General features: G+C 72.5%; 13 protein-coding genes and 2 riboswitches. Of the genes, 11 read left to right on the forward strand and 2 right to left on the reverse strand.

Annotated features, from left to right (window positions below):
- Positions 1-37: 37 nt before the first annotated feature.
- Positions 38-1,930 (reverse strand): acyl-CoA dehydrogenase family protein, encoded by a 1,893-nt coding sequence (locus O3S82_RS01850; RefSeq protein ID WP_269305120.1) that lies wholly within the window; start codon positions 1,928-1,930, stop codon positions 38-40.
- 61 nt (positions 1,931-1,991) lie between these two features.
- Here O3S82_RS01850 and O3S82_RS01855 point away from each other — a divergent pair, with 61 nt between their 5' ends.
- The 7 genes from O3S82_RS01855 to O3S82_RS01885 all read left to right on the forward strand — a co-directional run bounded on the left by O3S82_RS01855 (position 1,992) and on the right by O3S82_RS01885 (position 9,918).
- Entirely contained in the window at positions 1,992-2,765 is a 774-nt protein-coding gene (locus O3S82_RS01855) for an endo alpha-1,4 polygalactosaminidase (protein ID WP_269305123.1), read from the forward strand.
- Positions 2,766-2,931: 166 nt separating this feature from the next.
- Positions 2,932-2,975, forward strand: a riboswitch (cobalamin riboswitch).
- A gap of 138 nt (positions 2,976-3,113) precedes the next feature.
- On the forward strand, positions 3,114-4,646 hold the full coding sequence (locus O3S82_RS01860) for a hypothetical protein (RefSeq protein WP_269305125.1): 1,533 nt from the start codon (positions 3,114-3,116) through the stop codon (positions 4,644-4,646).
- Positions 4,643-5,500 (forward strand): hypothetical protein, encoded by an 858-nt coding sequence (locus tag O3S82_RS01865; protein ID WP_269305126.1) that lies wholly within the window; start codon positions 4,643-4,645, stop codon positions 5,498-5,500. The genes O3S82_RS01860 and O3S82_RS01865 overlap by 4 nt, the downstream gene beginning before the upstream one ends.
- Positions 5,501-5,507: 7 nt before the next feature.
- A riboswitch (cobalamin riboswitch) is annotated at positions 5,508-5,643 on the forward strand.
- A 75-nt stretch (positions 5,644-5,718) separates the two neighbouring features.
- Positions 5,719-6,864, forward strand: a complete 1,146-nt coding sequence (locus O3S82_RS01870; RefSeq protein WP_179426670.1) for an energy-coupling factor transporter transmembrane component T — start codon at positions 5,719-5,721, stop codon at positions 6,862-6,864.
- Positions 6,861-8,462 (forward strand): ABC transporter ATP-binding protein, encoded by a 1,602-nt coding sequence (locus tag O3S82_RS01875; protein WP_269305129.1) that lies wholly within the window; start codon positions 6,861-6,863, stop codon positions 8,460-8,462. The genes O3S82_RS01870 and O3S82_RS01875 overlap by 4 nt, the downstream gene beginning before the upstream one ends.
- On the forward strand, positions 8,459-9,271 hold the full coding sequence (locus O3S82_RS01880) for an ECF transporter S component (RefSeq protein WP_269305130.1): 813 nt from the start codon (positions 8,459-8,461) through the stop codon (positions 9,269-9,271). The genes O3S82_RS01875 and O3S82_RS01880 overlap by 4 nt, the downstream gene beginning before the upstream one ends.
- Positions 9,268-9,918, forward strand: a complete 651-nt coding sequence (locus O3S82_RS01885; protein WP_269305132.1) for a hypothetical protein — start codon at positions 9,268-9,270, stop codon at positions 9,916-9,918. The genes O3S82_RS01880 and O3S82_RS01885 overlap by 4 nt, the downstream gene beginning before the upstream one ends.
- Positions 9,919-10,008: 90 nt before the next feature.
- Here O3S82_RS01885 and O3S82_RS01890 read toward each other — a convergent pair whose 3' ends face one another.
- A complete protein-coding gene (locus O3S82_RS01890; RefSeq protein WP_269305134.1) occupies positions 10,009-11,175 on the reverse strand; it encodes an ROK family transcriptional regulator in 1,167 nt (388 codons plus the stop codon).
- Between the two features lie 93 nt (positions 11,176-11,268).
- Here O3S82_RS01890 and O3S82_RS01895 point away from each other — a divergent pair, with 93 nt between their 5' ends.
- From O3S82_RS01895 to O3S82_RS01910, 4 genes are read left to right on the forward strand one after another with little or no spacing between them, the layout of a single operon-like run.
- Positions 11,269-12,789, forward strand: coding sequence for a sugar ABC transporter ATP-binding protein (locus O3S82_RS01895; RefSeq protein WP_269305136.1), 1,521 nt, complete (start codon positions 11,269-11,271; stop codon positions 12,787-12,789).
- Positions 12,786-13,796, forward strand: coding sequence for an ABC transporter permease (locus tag O3S82_RS01900; RefSeq protein ID WP_179426655.1), 1,011 nt, complete (start codon positions 12,786-12,788; stop codon positions 13,794-13,796). The genes O3S82_RS01895 and O3S82_RS01900 overlap by 4 nt, the downstream gene beginning before the upstream one ends.
- Complete coding sequence (locus O3S82_RS01905) at positions 13,793-14,863, forward strand: ABC transporter permease (RefSeq protein ID WP_269305139.1); 1,071 nt, start codon at positions 13,793-13,795, stop codon at positions 14,861-14,863. The genes O3S82_RS01900 and O3S82_RS01905 overlap by 4 nt, the downstream gene beginning before the upstream one ends.
- Before the next feature lie 11 nt (positions 14,864-14,874).
- Positions 14,875-16,047 carry a substrate-binding domain-containing protein gene (locus tag O3S82_RS01910; RefSeq protein ID WP_218845927.1) on the forward strand — a complete coding sequence of 391 codons (1,173 nt, stop codon included), beginning with the start codon at positions 14,875-14,877 and terminating at the stop codon, positions 16,045-16,047.
- Positions 16,048-16,109: the final 62 nt, after the last annotated feature.

The following is a 16,109-nucleotide window of genomic DNA, read 5'->3' on the forward strand; positions in this document are numbered from 1 at the left end:
CACGGACGAAGAAGTCACATCAGTCCCACTGGTCACATCAGTCGAGCATGGCGGCGCCGAGGGTCTCCTCGGGCACGCCGAGTCCCTCGACCAGCGCGAGCGCGTGCGGCCGCAGCTTCTCTAGCAGGGCGTTGATCTCGGTGGTGACGGCCTTCGCGCGGGTGTCGCTGATGCGGTTGTGCTCCATGAACCACGCCTTGTCCCGCTCGATCACGGTGAGGGCGTAGAGGGAGCACAGGTCGCGCAGCACGTCGGCGGCCTCCTCGTCCTCGCACCGCGCGATGCCGGCGGTGAACGCCTCGAGCACGACGCGGTCGATGTGGACCTGGCCGATCTTGACCACGTGGTCCTGTGCGGCGTTGAACGTCTCGAACGCGGCGCCCCGGTCGTCGCCGGCGCGGCGCAGGCGACGCGCCGCGGTCTCGATGACGTGCTGCTCGCGGTCCTCGAACAGGTCGAGCTGGGTGCCGCGGTCGAGCAGGTTGTGGTCGTCGTCGCGCGAGCGCGCGTCGATGAGGCGCTGGATCAGCTGGGCCGCGGCGGTGCGCTCCTTGACCGTCTCGGCGACGGTGCCGGCGGCGAACCTCACCATGCCGACGGGGTCGAGTCCGGTGACCTCCTTGGCGTACGAGGTCAGCAGCTCCTTGGCCACCAGCTGGAGCAGCACCACGTTGTCGCCCTCGAACGTGGTGAACACGTCGCTGTCGGCCTTGAGGGTGGTGAGGCGGTTCTCCGACAGGTAGCCCGCGCCGCCGCAGGCCTCGCGGCACTCCTGGATCGCGCGGGTGGCGAACGAGGTCAGCGCAGCCTTCAGGCCGGCCGCGCGACCCTCGAGCTCGCGCTGGGCGTGCGCGTCGGGATCGGCCTCGGTCTGGAGGCGATGCATGCGCGCGACGAGCTGGTTGTGGGCGAACCGGAAGGCGTAGGCCTCGGCGAGCAGCGGCAGCAGGCGCCTCTGGTGCATCCGGTAGTCGAGCAGCACCGTCTCCTCGCCCGGCACGCCCTCGAACTGACGGCGCTGGAGCGCGTACCGGGTGGCGATGCTCAGCGCGACCTCCGCCGCGGCGCGGGCCGAGCCGCCCACGCTGACACGGCCGCGGATGAGCGTGCCGATCATCGTGAAGAAGCGCGCGTTGAGGCTGTCGATCGGGGAGGAGTAGGTGCCCCCCTCGTCCACGTTGCCGTAGCGGTTGAGCAGGTTCTCGCGCGGGATCCGCACCTGGTCGAACATGATGCGGCCGTTGTCGACGCCGCCCAGGCCGCCCTTGTGGCCGCAGTCGCTCGTGGTGACGCCGGGCAGGTCGTCGCCGGCCTCGTCGCGGATCGGCACGACGAAGCAGTGCACGCCGTGGTCCTCGCCGAGCGTGACGAGTCGGGCGAAGACGGCGGCCACGCGCGCGTGCTTCGCGGCCCCGCCGATGTAGTCCTTGCGCGCCGACGCCGTGGGGGAGTGCACGACGAACTCCTGCGTCGCGGGGTCGTACGTCGCCGTGGTCTCGAGGCTCTGCACGTCGCTGCCGTGACCCGTCTCGGTCATCGCGAAGCAGCCGAGCAGGTCGAGGTTGATCAGCGCGGGGATGTACTTCTCGTGGTGGCGCTCGGTGCCGAGGTTCTCGATCGCGCCGCCGAACAGGCCCCACTGCACGCCGGCCTTCACCATGAGCGAGAGGTCGAACTGCGCGAGCATCTCGATGCCGGTGACGGCCATGCCCGGATCCCCCGTGCCGCCGTTCTCGGTGCGGAAGCCCGCGGCGGGGATCCCGGTGGGCACGAGCTGCTTCATCTGGTCGAGCACGCGCTCGCGGGCCTCGTCGAGGGTGAGCGAGTGGTCGTAGGCCAGGTCGAGCCTCGCGAGCTCGATGCGGCTCTGCTCGCGCACGTGACGCCACTTGCCGTCGATGGACCGTCGAAGTTCCTCACCGAGACTCATGCGCACAGGCTAGTGGCGCCCGCCCACGACGACACGGTGAAGGACTGGTACTCCTGAGGGCATGGGGTTCCTGTCCTCGGTGCTGCTGGCGCTGGTCGCCGCGATCACGCCCGTCACGCCCCCGCCGGCGGGCGGCGTGGCCGACTACCAGCTCGGCGGCGCCTACCGTCCGGCCGCCAAGGTCGAGATCGTGGTGCGCGACCGCACCGAGCAGCCCGCCCCCGGCGTCTACTCGGTCTGCTACGTCAACGCGTTCCAGACCCAGCCGGGCTCGCTGCGGTGGTGGAAGAAGCACCACCCGGGACTGCTGCTGCGCGACCGGAAGGGCCGCGTCGTGCGAGACCCGGGCTGGCCCGACGAGGTGCTGCTGGACCTGCGCTCGGCGCGCAAGCGCACGGTCGCGGCGGGGGTGGTGCGGCGCTGGTTCGCCGACTGCGCCGACCGGGGCTTTCGCGCGGTCGAGCCCGACAACCTCGACTCGTGGACCCGCTCGAAGGGGCTGCTGAAAGGCTCGCAGGCGAAGGCGTTCGCCAAGCGGCTGGTCCTCGCGGCGCACGCCGAGGGGCTCGCGATCGCGCAGAAGAACACGCCCCAGCTGAACGGCCGGCGGCTCGGCTTCGACTTCGCGATCGCCGAGGAGTGCGAGGTCTACCGCGAGTGTGGCCGCTACACGCGCCTGTACGGCCGCCGCGTGATCGAGGTCGAGTACACCGACAACGGCCGGCGTGCGTTCCTGCGCGCCTGCAAGGCCCGCGGCTCGCGGATCTCGGTACTCCTGCGCGACCGCGACGTCGTCCCCCGCGGCGCCCCCGGCCACCGCTACCGCACCTGCTGACCACGGCTCCGCCGCGCGAGATCTGTAGCGGTCTCCACCCTTTCGCGGGCCGATCGGCCGGAAAGCGGTGGACACTGCCACACATCTCGTCCGCGGGACGCGGAGAGGAGGAGGGCCGGAGCCTGTTAGCCTGCTCCCCACAACCACACACCTTCCGCAGTGCCAGGGGAAGCCGGTGCGAATCCGGCGCTGACCCGCAACCGTGAGACCGCCCGTGACGGGTCGGCGAGCCGGAGCACCTGCCTGTCGGAACCGACCACACGCTGTCGAGGAACGCAGCGGGCGGAGCCGAGGTCGCACGACGATCAGGCCCCTTCCCGTCCGATGCAGCGGGAAGGACCCCCCCCGATGAGAACCCCCCTGCGTCGACGCGCCCTCGCGGTGCTCGCAGGCGGCGCGGTCGCGCTGTCCACCGCCGTCGCCGTCGCCCCCACCGCCTCGGCGGCCCCCACGCCCTCCACCTCCGCAGCCGGGACGTGGCTCGCCGCCCAGCTGACCGGCGGCGTCGTCCACAACGACCAGTGGGACTACGACGACTTCGGGCTGACGCTCGACGTGCTGGCCGCGCTGCGTGCCCTCGACGTCCAGCCGGCGGCCCAGCAGCAGATCCTGACCGCGGTGACGTCGCGGGTGGACGACTACGTCACGTACACCGAGGGTGACGTCACGACGTTCTACCCCGGCTCGGCCGGCAAGCTCGCCCTCGCGGTCGACGCCGCGGGCGGCGACGTGACCTCGGTCGGCGGCCGTGACCTGGTGGCCGACATCGAGGCCGCCACGGACGACGAGACCGGCCAGTCCGCCGACACCTACGGCCTCTTCGGCCAGACCTTCGCCACCCGCGGGCTGATCGCGGGCGACAGCGACGAGGCCGCCACGTCGGTCGGCTACGTGACCGCGCAGCAGTGCGAGAACGGCACCTTCCGCCAGGTGCTCACCGCGCCGTGCCCCGAGGTGCCGGAGATCGACACCACGACCGCCGCGCTGCACACGCTCCTCGAGGCGCGCGCCGCGGGCATCACCGTCGACGCGGCCGTCGTCGACCGCACGGTCGCCGCGATCGTCGCGGCGCAGGCCGCCGACGGCTCGTTCGTCGGCAACGGCGTGGCGAACACGAACTCCACGGGCCTCGCCGCGTCGGCGCTCGCCCGTGCGGGCCGCACGACCGAGGCCGCGAAGGCCGCGGCGTACGTCGCGCGCCACCAGGTCACCGAGGCCACGGGCGGCAAGCTCGCGTCCGAGCTCGGTGCGGTCGCCTACGACGGCGCCGCGCTGACCGCCGGCCGTGAGGACGGCATCGACGAGTTCGCGATCGACCAGTGGATCCGCGCCTCGGCGCAGGCCGCCCCGGCGCTCGCGCTGCTCTCCGTGCCGAAGGCCACGGTGTCGGTGCCCAAGTACGTGCGCTCGGGCAGCACCCTGAAGGTCACCGCCAGCGGTCTGGCTGCCGGCTGGAGCAGCACGGCTCGCGTCTCGGGTGGCACCTCCGCCCGCGCCGTCGTCCCGGCCGCGGGTCGCGCCACGTTCACGGTGCGCGCGCCGAAGGGCACCGCGAAGCGTGCGGTCGTCGTCGGCGACGCCACCGGCCGCGCCGTCGCGACCTCCTCGGTGCAGGTGCTGGCCGCCAAGAAGCTGCGCGTCTCGTCGAAGTCGACGGTGCGCCGCGCCAAGGTGCAGAAGGTCGTCGTCCGCGGCCTCGTCGCCGGCGAGCCGGTGCGCGTCTACTACCGCGGCAAGCTCGTCAAGCGCGGCGTCGCGTCGAAGGCCGGCAGCTACACGTATCGCCTCAAGGTCGGCAAGAAGGTCGGCCGGACGAAGGTCATCGTCCGCGGCGCCTATGCCGAGCGCAACGGCGTGCGGGTCTTCCGGGTCGTGAAGTGAGCCGACTCGTCCATCGCCTCCTGGCGGCGACCCTCCTCGGGGTCGCCGTCGGGCCGGCGGCGCTCAGCGCCCCCGCGCACGCGGCCGCGTGCACCGGCGGGACGGGCGTCACGGTCGTCGTCGGGTCGAGCGTCGGCTGCGACGCCGACGGCGGTGGACGCGCCGCGAACAACTTCGTCGACGCGGGGCACCAGCTGAGGTACGCGTCGCGCGCGCCCGGCTTCGTCTGCCAGGTGAACGGCGCGCCCGCGTCGGACCCGTGCGTCGAGGCCTCGCCCGTGGACGCCTACTGGGGCCTGTTCTGGTCGGACGGCAAGACCGGAAGCTGGACCTACTCGAGTCTGGGCGTCACCGCGCTGAAGGTGCCGCAGGGCGGCTCCGTCGCGTTCGTGTTCCAGGACTCCTCGTCGCGGACGTGGCCCTCGGTCAAGCCCCCGGTGGCGGCCCCCGCCCCCACGCCTCCGCCCTCGCGTCCCACCTCCGCCAGCCCGAAGCCCGGTTCGAAGGAGCAGGGGTCGAAGGCGTCGACTCCGAAGCGGTCGACGCCTTCGACGCGGGCCGCGAGCCCGGCCTCCTCGGCTCCCTCGGCCACGGCGAGCGCGTCGGCGGGGGCGACCCCGTCCCCCTCGACGGCGACGCCGTCCGCGAGCGCCTCGACCGCCACCCCGAGTGCGTCGGCTCCCGCGGCCTCGGCCGGGACGGACGACGACGTTGCTGGCGCGCCCGCCGTGCAGCCGACCGCGGCCGAGGGGTCGGATGCGACCTCGGGCGCCGCGCTCGCGACCGCGGCCGCCGTGGTGGTCGTGCTGGCCGCCGCGGGGGGAGTGGTCTGGTACCGCCGCCGGGCGGGCTGAGGGCGCGGTGCGAGTAGACTCCTGACGTTGGACCAACGTCCGGCGCAGGGGAAACCGGTGCGATTCCGGTGCTGTGCCGCAACCGTCAGCCCCGCCCGCCCGGGCGGTGCGAGCCGGGAACCCGCGCCGGGACGCCGCCACCAGATGTTGTCGAGCAGCGACGGGTGGGCGAACCGCCCTCGTGGACCTCGCCCCCGTCCCGTGGGGAAGGGGACCGGATGACCGCCGTCGTCGACCCCACCCCCACCCGGCCGCCAGCGGCCACCGGACGGCCGCGGCGCGAGCTGCATCCCGGCGCCTGGTGGCTGTGGGCGCTGGGGCTCGCGGCCGGTGCCTCGTTCACGCTCAACCCGTTCCTGCTGCTGGTCACGGTCGCGATCGCGGCGCTCGTCGTGGCCGCCTGCCGCGGCGATGCGCCGTGGGCGCTGTCGTTCCGGTACTACCTGTACTTCGGCCTCGTCATCGTGGTCATGCGGGTCGTGTTCCGGATCCTGCTCGGTGGCGGCTCCGCCCCCGGCGACCCCGTGCTGTTCTCGCTGCCCGAGATCCCGCTGCCGGAGGTGGCCCGCGGGATCCAGCTGCTCGGCGACGTCACGGTCAACGAGGTCCTCGTGGGCCTGTACGACGGCATGCGGCTGGCCACGCTGGTGATCTGCGTCGGCGCGGCGAACTCCCTGGCCAACCCGAAGCGGCTGCTCGCCTCGGCCCCGCCGGCGCTCTACGAGGTCGGGGCGGCGCTCGTCGTCGCGGTCTCGGTCTTCCCCCAGCTGGCCGAGAGCGTGCGCCGGGTCAACCGCGCCCGCAAGCTGCGCGGTGACGCCAGCCGCGGCACCGGCGCCATGCACCGCATCGTCATCCCCGTGCTGGAGGACGCGCTCGACCGGTCGATGACGCTGGCCGCGGGGATGGACGCGCGCGGCTACGGCCGCAGCGGCACCGCCACGCAGCGCGACCGGTTCGCCACCGGCGTGCTCATGCTGGTCGGCCTGTTCGGGCTGAGCGTCGGCACCTACGGCTACCTCGACGGCACCGCGCCACGGATCCTGTCCTACCCGATGCTGGCGCTGGGCCTCGTGTTCGCCGTGCTGGCGCTGCGGTCGGCGGGCCGACGCGTGCAGCGCACCCGCTACCGCCCGCAGCGCTGGCACCTGGCCGAGTACCTCACCGCGGGCTCGGGCCTCGCCGTCGCCGTGGGGCTCAAGCTGCTGTCCTCCGAGCAGATCGCCGTGATCTACCCGAGCGTGCCGGGCTGGCCACCCGTGAGCGTCCTGTCGCTGGCCGTCGTGGCGATCGGGATCCTGCCGGTGTTCGTCGCGCCGCAGGCCCCCTCCGCCCACGACCACGTCGGAGGTGACGACGCATGATCCGCTTCGACGACGTCTCGTTCTGGTACGAGGGCGCCAGGCGTCCCACCTTGCGCGACGTCGGCCTCGAGGTCGAGGAGGGCGAGCTCGTCCTGGTCTCGGGCCGCACCGGCTCGGGCAAGTCCACGCTGCTCGGCATGCTCAACGGACTCGTGCCGCACTTCACCGGCGGCACGCTCGCCGGCGACATCCACGTCGACGGCGCCTCGATCCTGGGCCGACCGCCGCGCGAGCTGGCGCACCTGGTCGGCTACGTCGCCCAGGACCCGGTCTCGGGCTTCGTCGCCGACGTGGTCGAGGAGGAGCTCGCCTACGGGATGGAGCACCTCGGCCTCGACCCGCAGACGATGCGCCGCCGCGTGGAGGAGACGCTCGACCTGCTCGGCATCGCCGACCTGCGCCGCCGCTCGGTGCGGTCGCTGTCCGGAGGCCAGCAGCAGCGGGTCGCGATCGGCTCGGTGCTGACGATGCACCCGCGGGTCCTCGTGCTCGACGAGCCGACCTCGGCCCTCGACCCCACCGCGGCCGAGGACGTGCTCGCCACGATCGCGCGCCTCGTCGACGACCTGGCGCTCACCGTCGTCGTGGCCGAGCACCGCATGGAGCGGGTCGTGCCGTTCGCCGACCGCCTGGCCGTGGTCGAGGACGGTCGGGTCCGCATCGGCGAGACCGCCGATTTGCTGGTCGACGCGCCCGTCGCGCCGCCGCTGGTCCACCTCGGCCGGCTCGCCGACTGGAGCCCGCTGCCGCTGTCGGTGCGCGAGGCCCGCCGCCGGGTCAAGCCGCTCGCCGCGCGCCTCGGGCCGCCGCCGGTGCACGTGCCGTTCGAGCGCCCGCCGGCGCTGCGGGCGCGCGGCGTCACCGTGCAGTACGGCCGCTTCACCGCGGTCGACGACGTCGACCTGCAGGTCGGCCACGGCGAGGTCGTCGCGCTGATGGGCCGCAACGGCTCGGGCAAGAGCTCGCTGCTGTGGGCCGTGCAGGGCACGGGCGACCGGGTGGACGGCGCGGTCGACGTCGACGGCGTCGACCCGGGTGACGTCCGCCCGTCCGAGGCGCGCATGCTCGTCGGCCTCGTCCCGCAGACCGCCGCCGACCTGCTCTACCTGGAGACCGTCGACCGCGAGTGCGCCGCTGCCGACGACCAGTCCGGCGTGGCGCCGGGCTCGTGCCGTGCGCTGCTCGACCGCCTCGCCCCGGGCATCCCCGGCGACCGCCACCCGCGCGACCTGTCCGAGGGGCAGAAGCTCGCGCTGGTGCTGGCGATCGTCCTGACGGCGCAGCCCGCGGTGGTCGCGCTCGACGAGCCCACGCGCGGTCTCGACTACCCCGGCAAGGCCGCGCTGGCGGCGATCCTGCACGACCTCGCCGCCGAGGGACGCGGCGTGGTCGTGTCGAGCCACGACGTCGAGTTCGTCGCCTCGGTCGCGGACACCGTGGTCGTGATGGCCGAGGGCGAGGTCGTCTCCACCGGACCGGTCCGCACCGTGCTGGCCGAGTCGCCCGCGTTCGCCCCGCAGGTCTCCAAGGTGCTCGGCCGCGACTGGCTCACCGTGGACGAGGTCGCCGCCGCGCTGCCGTCGGAGGTGGTCCGATGACCTCGCCGCGGCACACCGCCGTCCCCGTCACGCCGCGTTCCGCGCTCGTGCTGGCGGCCGCCAGCGTCGCCGGCCTGCTCATGCTGCTGTGGCCGCTGATCTTCACGCCGGCCGAGGGCCAGACGCGCGTCGACCAGCCCTTCATCTTCATGGCGCTGATGCCCGTGGTCGTCCTGGTGGTCGTCGCCGAGCTGTCGGAGGGCGGCCTGGACTCCAAGGCGCTCGCGATGCTGGGCGTCCTCAGCGCGATCAACGCGGCCGTCCGTCCGCTGGGCGCGGGCGTCGCCGGGGTCGAGCCGATCTTCTTCCTGCTGATCCTCGGCGGGCGCGTGTTCGGTCCGGGCTTCGGCTTCGTGCTGGGCTGCACGAGCCTGTTCGCGTCCGCGCTCCTGACGTCCGGAGTGGGCCCGTGGCTGCCGTTCCAGATGCTCTGCGCCGCGTGGGTGGGGATGGGCGCGGGCCTGCTGCCGCGCCGCGCCACGGGCCGGGCCGAGATCGCGGTGCTGGCCGCCTACACGGTGGTCGCGGCGTTCGCGTACGGGCTGCTGATGAACCTGTCGTCGTGGCCGTTCACGCTGGGCATCGCGATCCCCGGCGCCGAGGACTCCCTCGCGATGGTGCCCGGCGACCCCGTGCTGGAGAACCTTCAGCGCTTCCTCGTCTTCACCCTGCTCACCTCGTTCTGGGGCTGGGACCTCGGCCGCGCGATCACCAACGCGCTGCTGGTCGTGTTCCTGGGCCCCGCCGTCCTGGCCACGCTGCGGCGCGCCGCCCGGCGTGCCCGCTACCTCTCCAAGGAGTCCACATGAAGAGCCTGCTCGCCCGCCTCGCCGCGGCCACCCTGCTGTCGACCGGCGCGATCGCGCTGCCGACGGCGGCGTCGGCCGAGGACCACGGGTCCTGCGACGCGGCCTCGGACGTGCCGGTGGTGCTGGAGTTCGGCACGCTCGGCGGCGAGGACCGCGTGCTGTGCGCGAAGGGCGCCGCGGGCGACACCGGGCTCGAGGTCTTGGACGCCGTGGGCCTGGAGACCGAGGAGACCACCGCCGCGATGCCGATGGTGTGCCGCATCGAGGGTCAGCCGACGCCGGAGCAGGAGAAGTGCGGCAACGCCCTCAACGGCCCCGGCTACTGGGCGTTCCTCGTGGCGAAGGAGGACCAGGACTGGGGCTACGCGTCGGTGGGCCTGCAGGAGTACGAGGTCGCCGAGGGCGACTTCATCGCGCTGAAGTACCACCTGATGGCCGACGGCGAGACCGTCGAGGTCGCCGCCCCGGCGAGCGCCGAGACCCGCGCCGCGGCCGAGGTCACCCATGACTCCGCGTACCAGAGCGATCTCACGGTCATCGAGGACGACGACACCCCGCTGGCCGCCATCGCGCTGCCGATCGCCATCGCCGCCGCGCTGCTCGTCGCCGTCGCCGCCTTCGTCGTCGGCCGCCGGCGCCGCGGCTGACCCCGCCCCGTCCCGAGATGTGCTCCGATCTCGACCTTTCAGACCGGTTGAAACGTCGAGATCGGAGCAAATCTCGGGGATGCGGAGGACTCAGTCGGCGGCGGCCAGCAGCTCGGCGCTGGCCTGCTCGATCGCCTCGGGGGAGAGGGCGTGGCCGATGGCCATCGCCGCGGCGCCCAGGACGCCGGACTGCTCGCCGCTGACCGACGGCACGATCCGCAGGTGCTCGGTGGCCAGCGGCAGCGACCGGCGGTAGACCTCCTCGCGGATGCCGGCGATGAGGTGCTCACCCGCCTCGGCGAGCGCGCCGCCGATCACCACGACCGACGGGTTGATGAAGTTCACGATCATCGCCAGGACGTCACCGATGTCGCGGCCCGCCTGGCGCACCGCCTGGATCGCCTCGAGGTCGCCCGCGCGGACGAGCTCGACCACGTCGGTGGCCTCGGCGACCCCGGTCCGCCCCAGCTCACGTGCGATCGCCGGGCCGGCCGCGAGCGCCTCGAGGCAGCCGACGTTGCCGCAGCGGCAGACCACGTCGCTGCTGCGCGACACCCGGATGTGGCCGATGTCGCCCGCGGTGCCCTGCCCGCCGCGCTGGAGCTCGCCGCCGGCGATGATGCCCGCGCCGATGCCGGTGGCCACCTTGATGAGGATGAGGTCGTCGATCTCGGGGAACTGGGTGTCCTGCTCCCCCAGCGCCATGATGTTCACGTCGTTGTCGATCAGCACGGGCACGTCGAACGAGCCGCGCACGAACTGCGGCACGTCGAACCGGTCCCAGCCGGGCATGATCGGCGGGTTGATGGCGCGCCCCGTGGAGTGCTCGACGGGCCCCGGCAGGCCGATCCCGATCCCGGCGAGGTCGCCCAGCGGGCGCTCGGTCTGCAGCAGCAGCCGCTCGATCGTCGCGGTGACCCAGTTCAGGACGGGCACGGGGCCGTCGGCGATGTCGAGGTCCTGGCGCTCCTGGGCCAGCACGGCGCCCGACAGGTCGACGATCGCCGCGCGGGCATGACGCGCGCCGAGGTCGATCGCGGCCACCACGCGGGCGGCGGTGTTGACCGCGAGCAGTGACGGGGGACGCCCGCCGGTGGAGCTCCGCCCGCCGTAGGGGGTGATGAGGCCGAGGCGCAGCAGCAGGTCCACGCGGGACGCGACGGTGGAGCGGGCCAGGCCCGTCGACTCCGCCAGCTCCGCGCGGGTCATGGGCCGACCCTCGCGCTGGAGCAGGGCGAACACGTCGCTGGTCTTCACGGGGGTGATTCAACCACTCGGGCTTTTGAACGTCTAGCGCACAACTTCTGCCGACTTCTCGACAGAAGTGGAGATCTGTGTCACAGTGCAACCGTGAACGACGCTGTCCTGAACGAGCGGTGGACCCCGCCGGTGCTGCGCGTGCGCGGCGTGACGAAGTCCTTCGTCGGCAACCCGGTCCTGCACGGCGTGGACCTCGACCTGGTCCCCGGCGAGGTCCACGGACTCGTGGGCGAGAACGGCGCCGGCAAGTCGACCCTCATGAAGATCCTCGCAGGCGTGCATCCCGCGGACTCGGGGTCGGTCGAGCTCGGTGGCGAGCCCGTCGCGTTCACCCACCCCGTCCAGGCGCAGCGCGCCGGGCTCGCCACCGTCTTCCAGGAGTTCAACCTGCTTCCCGAGCGGACGATCGCCGAGAACATCTATCTCGGTCGCGAGCCGCGCCGCCGCGGACTCGTGGACACCCGCGGGATGGAGCGTCAGGCCGGTGAGCTGCTGCGCGGCCTCGGCATCGAGGGCCTGCGCCCGTCGCGTCGCGTACGGTCCCTCTCGGTGGCCGAGCAGCAGATCGTCGAGATCGCGAAGGCCGTCAGCTTCGACGCCCGCGTCATCCAGATGGACGAGCCCACGGCCGCGCTGGCCGACCACGAGGTCGAGCTGCTCTACCGCATCGTGCGCGAGCTGACCTCGCGCGGCGTCGCCATCGTCTACGTCTCGCACCGCCTGCGCGAGGTCCTCGACCTGTGCGACAACGTCACGGTCCTCAAGGACGGCCGTCAGGTCGACACGCGCCCCGCGTCCGAGCTCGACGAGGCCACGCTCGTGCGCCTCATGGTCGGCCGCCCCATGGACTCGTTCTTCCCCGATCCGGTCCCCGGCACCACCGTCGGCGAGCCGCGGCTGGAGCTGCGCGGCGCCGGCAACGGCTACGTCGACGGCATCGACCTGACCCTGCGCGGCGGCGAGATCGTCGGCATCGCGGGCCTCCAGGGCTCGGGCCGCACCGAGCTGCTCGAGGCGATCTTCGGCATCGAGCCGCTCGCCCGCGGCGAGATCGCGATCGACGGCGTCGTCACCCCGATCGGCACGCCGCGTCGCGCGATCCGCTCGGGCCTCGCGCTGGTGACCGAGGACCGCAAGGCCACCGGCCTGGCGCTGCACCAGTCACTGCTCGACAACGCGCTCGGTGTCGTCCGCGCCGTCTTCCCCCGCCGCACCGACGCGGTCCGCCGCGACGTCCCCGAGCTGTTCGGCTCGCTCTCGGTCTCGGCGCGCGCGCTCAGCCAGGAGGCCCAGCTGCTCTCCGGCGGCAACCAGCAGAAGGTCGTGCTGGCGCGGTGGCTCGCCACCGACCCGCGCGTCGTCCTGCTCGACGAGCCCACCCGCGGCATCGACGTCGGCGCGAAGCACGCGATCTACGAGGTCATGCGCAGCCTCGCCGCCCGCGGCGTCGCGGTTCTGATGGTCTCCAGCGAGCTGCCCGAGGTGATCGGCATGTCCGACCGCGTGCTGGTGATGCGCGACGGCCGGCTGGCGGGGGAGCGGCCCGGCGGCTCCGACGAGGAGTCGATCCTGTCGCTCGCCGCCGGCCTCGACGAGGAGGTGGCCTCATGAGGGCCCGGCTCGCTGCACTCGACTCCACGATGATCGTCTGGATCGTGCTGCTGATCTCGGTGGTCGTCGGCTCGATCATCACGGCGATCGAGGGACGCAACTTCTTCAGCGTCGGCAACATCGACAACGTCCTGACGACGATGACGATCCTGGGCCTGATCGCGATCGGCCAGACCCTGGTGATCCTCGCCGGCTCGCTCGACCTGTCGGTGCCGTTCGTGGTCAGCCTCTCCAGCGTGCTGGCGGGCGGGATCATGGCCGGCCAGACCTCCAACATCGTGCTGGGCGTCGTCGCGGCGCTGGCCGTCGCGGTGGTCTTCGGCCTCGTGAACGGCCTCATCGTCAGCCTGCTGCACGTGCACGGCTTCATCGCGACGCTCGGCACGGGCCTCGTCGTCTCGGGCTACCTCGGCTCGAACTACCAGGGCAGCCACGGCTCGGCGCCGTACGCGTTCCGGCTGCTCGACGCGACCCGGATCGGACCGGTACCGGTCGCCACGCTCATCATGCTGGCGTGCGCGGGCCTGGCCGTCCTGATGCTGCGCCGCACTCGCCTGGGCCACCACCTCTACGCCGTCGGCGGCAACGCCGACGTGGCACGCATGTCGGGCCTGCGGACCCAGGTGCCGATCATCGCGGCGCACGTCATCTGCTCGGTGACCGCGGCGCTCGCCGGTCTGCTGCTGCTCGCGCGCCTCGGCGTCGGCCAGCCGACGGTCGGCTCGCAGGGCGGCTACGACCTCATGTCGATCGCGGCCGTCGTGCTCGGCGGCACGCTGCTCGCCGGAGGCAAGGGCAGCATCGTCGGCACGATCGCCGGCGTCGGCATCTTCGCCGTCCTCGACAACGTCATGGGCGTCATGGAGCTCAACCCGTTCCTCAAGGACGTCGTGCGCGGCATCGTCATCGTCGTCGCGGTGGCCGTCTACGCGCGCCGGGAGATCGACCGGCGGCCCGAGCGCTTCGGGTCCGCCGCCCCCGCCGAGACCACGGAGGTGGCCCGATGACCACGCGCGTGCTGCCCGTCCACGAGACCACGTTCGGTCGCCGGTCCCTGGCGGCCCTGGCCACCCCCGGCGGCGGTGTCTTCCTGCTCGTGATCGCCCTGCTGCTCGCGATCATGGTCTCGAACCCGAGCTTCGCCGACGGCAACACGCTGATCCGCTTCGCCGGCCGCACGGCGCCGATCGCGATCGCGGCGATGGGTCAGTACTTCGTCATCGTCAGCGGCGAGTTCGACCTGTCGATGGGCGCGGTCATCGCCGCGCAGGTGGTGCTCGCCGGCAACGTCATCGGCCAGGACGAGGCCAACATCCTCCCGGGCCTGCTGCTGATGTTCGTCGTCGGCGCGCTGATCGGTCTGGTCAACGGCCTGGCCACCACGCTGCTGCGGGTGCCGAGCTTCATCGTGACGCTCGGCATGATGCTGTCGCTGACCGGCCTCGTCCGCTACGTCACGGGCGGCGCCGCCACGGGCAACCCGTCCGACCGCTTCCGCGAGATCGGCCGCGGCGGCATCCAGGACGTGCCGCTCGTCGGGACGATCCCGTACCCGCTGATCGTGCTGATCGTCGCGGGCGCGTTAGCCGTGTGGCTCATGCGGCGCCCGTACGGCCGCACCCTCATCGCCGCCGGCGACAACCCCGAGGCCGCCCGCTTCTCGGGCACGCCGCTGTGGTGGACGAAGACGCGCGCGTTCATGATCTCGTCGCTGTCCGCCACCGTCGCGGGCATCCTGCTGGTCGGCTACGCCGGCGTCCACCCGTCGGTCGGGTCGGGCTACGAGTTCGCCGCGATCACCGCGGTCGTGCTCGGCGGCGTGGTCCTCGGCGGCGGGCGCGGCTGGGTCCTCTCGGCGGCCGCCGGCGCGTTCGCCCTGGAGCTGCTCTTCGTGCTGCTGAACAGCCTGGGCATCGAGTCGACGTGGCGCGACACCGTGCAGGGACTCATCATCATCGTCGCGGTCGCCCTGGCCGGCCGCGCGTGGCAGGGCGCCGTCCGCCGGCGGCCCTCCGTGACTTCTCCACCCACCCCACCCCAGCCCGCGACGGGCGATACGACAGGAGAGAACTGATGCGAGCATCGATGAGAGGGGTACTCGTGTCGGCCGCGGCCGTGCTGGTACTCGCTGCCTGCAGCACGGACGACGTGTCCGACGCGGGCGACGACGACTCGGGTTCGAAGGACACCGAGTGGTTCGTGCAGGCGGACTTCGACCGCCAGAACGAGCAGCGCAGCGCGACGTTCGAGGGAGACGCCGCGACCCCGTGGCTGCAGTACATCGACGGTGACATGACGGACACCTCGAAGTTCAAGTCCGAGGGCGCCAAGAAGGTCTGCTTCGCCAACGCCTCGATCAGCAACCCGTGGCGCCAGACCGGCTGGATCACGATGCAGCAGCAGCTGAAGGTGCTCCAGGACGAGGGCGTCGTCTCGCAGATGGAGACCCGCGACGCGCAGGACTCCGACGACACGCAGATCGCGGACATCGACTACTTCATCAAGGAGGGCAACTGCGACGCCTTCATCATCTCGCCGAACTCGACCGCGGCGATGACCCCGGCCGTCGAGCGCGCCTGTGAGACGGGCAAGCCGGTCGTCGTGTTCGACCGTGGCGTCGACACCGACTGCGCCACGTCGTTCATCCACCCGATCGGTGGCTACGCGTGGGGCATCGACACGGCCGAGTTCCTGGTCGACAACCTCGAGAAGGGCGACAAGGTCGTCGCGCTGCGCATCCTGCCCGGCGTCGACGTCCTGGAGACCCGCTGGGCCGCCGCCGAGAAGATCTTCGAGGAGAACGACATCGAGGCCGACGACCAGTTCACGGACGCCGACCCGACGAAGATCAAGCAGATCATCACCGACGCGATCAACTCCGACGACATCAAGGGCGTCTGGATGGACGCCGGTGACGGTGCCGTCGCCGCGATCGAGGCCTTCGAGGACGCCGGCAAGGACTACCCGGTCATGACCGGTGAGGACGAGATGAGCTTCCTGCGCAAGTGGGAGGAGACCGGTCTGACCGGACTCGCGCCGGTCTACTCGAACTTCCAGTGGCGCACCCCGCTGCTGGCGGTGCAGAAGATCTTCGCGGGCGAGGAGGTGCCGACCGAGTGGGTGCTGCCCCAGTCGCCGATCACCGAGGACGACCGTGCGGACTACCTGAAGGCGAACGACGGCATGCCCGACGGGCACTACGCCAAGTTCGGCGGCGAGGACCTCCCGGGCTTCCCGAAGGCCTGGCAGGACCGCTGACCGTGACCGGGTGGCGGCGACCCGCCGCCACCCGGCCCACCCCGTCCCTCTCGACAGGAGCT

Source organism: Aeromicrobium sp. HA (assembly GCF_027171405.1).
Lineage (GTDB): Bacteria > Actinomycetota > Actinomycetes > Propionibacteriales > Nocardioidaceae > Aeromicrobium > Aeromicrobium tamlense.

Excerpts from the sequence above, each read along its gene's own strand:
- O3S82_RS01855 (WP_269305123.1), top strand. The coding sequence starts at position 1,992 with ATGGGGTTCCTGTCCTCGGTGCTGCTGGCGCTGGTCGCCGCGATCACG.
- O3S82_RS01850 (WP_269305120.1), bottom strand. The coding sequence starts at position 1,930 with ATGAGTCTCGGTGAGGAACTTCGACGGTCCATCGACGGCAAGTGGCGT.
- O3S82_RS01875 (WP_269305129.1), top strand. The coding sequence starts at position 6,861 with ATGATCCGCTTCGACGACGTCTCGTTCTGGTACGAGGGCGCCAGGCGT.
- O3S82_RS01870 (WP_179426670.1), top strand. The coding sequence starts at position 5,719 with ATGACCGCCGTCGTCGACCCCACCCCCACCCGGCCGCCAGCGGCCACC.
- O3S82_RS01860 (WP_269305125.1), top strand. The coding sequence starts at position 3,114 with ATGAGAACCCCCCTGCGTCGACGCGCCCTCGCGGTGCTCGCAGGCGGC.
- O3S82_RS01880 (WP_269305130.1), top strand. The coding sequence starts at position 8,459 with ATGACCTCGCCGCGGCACACCGCCGTCCCCGTCACGCCGCGTTCCGCG.
- O3S82_RS01885 (WP_269305132.1), top strand. The coding sequence starts at position 9,268 with ATGAAGAGCCTGCTCGCCCGCCTCGCCGCGGCCACCCTGCTGTCGACC.
- O3S82_RS01910 (WP_218845927.1), top strand. The coding sequence starts at position 14,875 with ATGAGAGGGGTACTCGTGTCGGCCGCGGCCGTGCTGGTACTCGCTGCC.
- O3S82_RS01905 (WP_269305139.1), top strand. The coding sequence starts at position 13,793 with ATGACCACGCGCGTGCTGCCCGTCCACGAGACCACGTTCGGTCGCCGG.
- O3S82_RS01900 (WP_179426655.1), top strand. The coding sequence starts at position 12,786 with ATGAGGGCCCGGCTCGCTGCACTCGACTCCACGATGATCGTCTGGATC.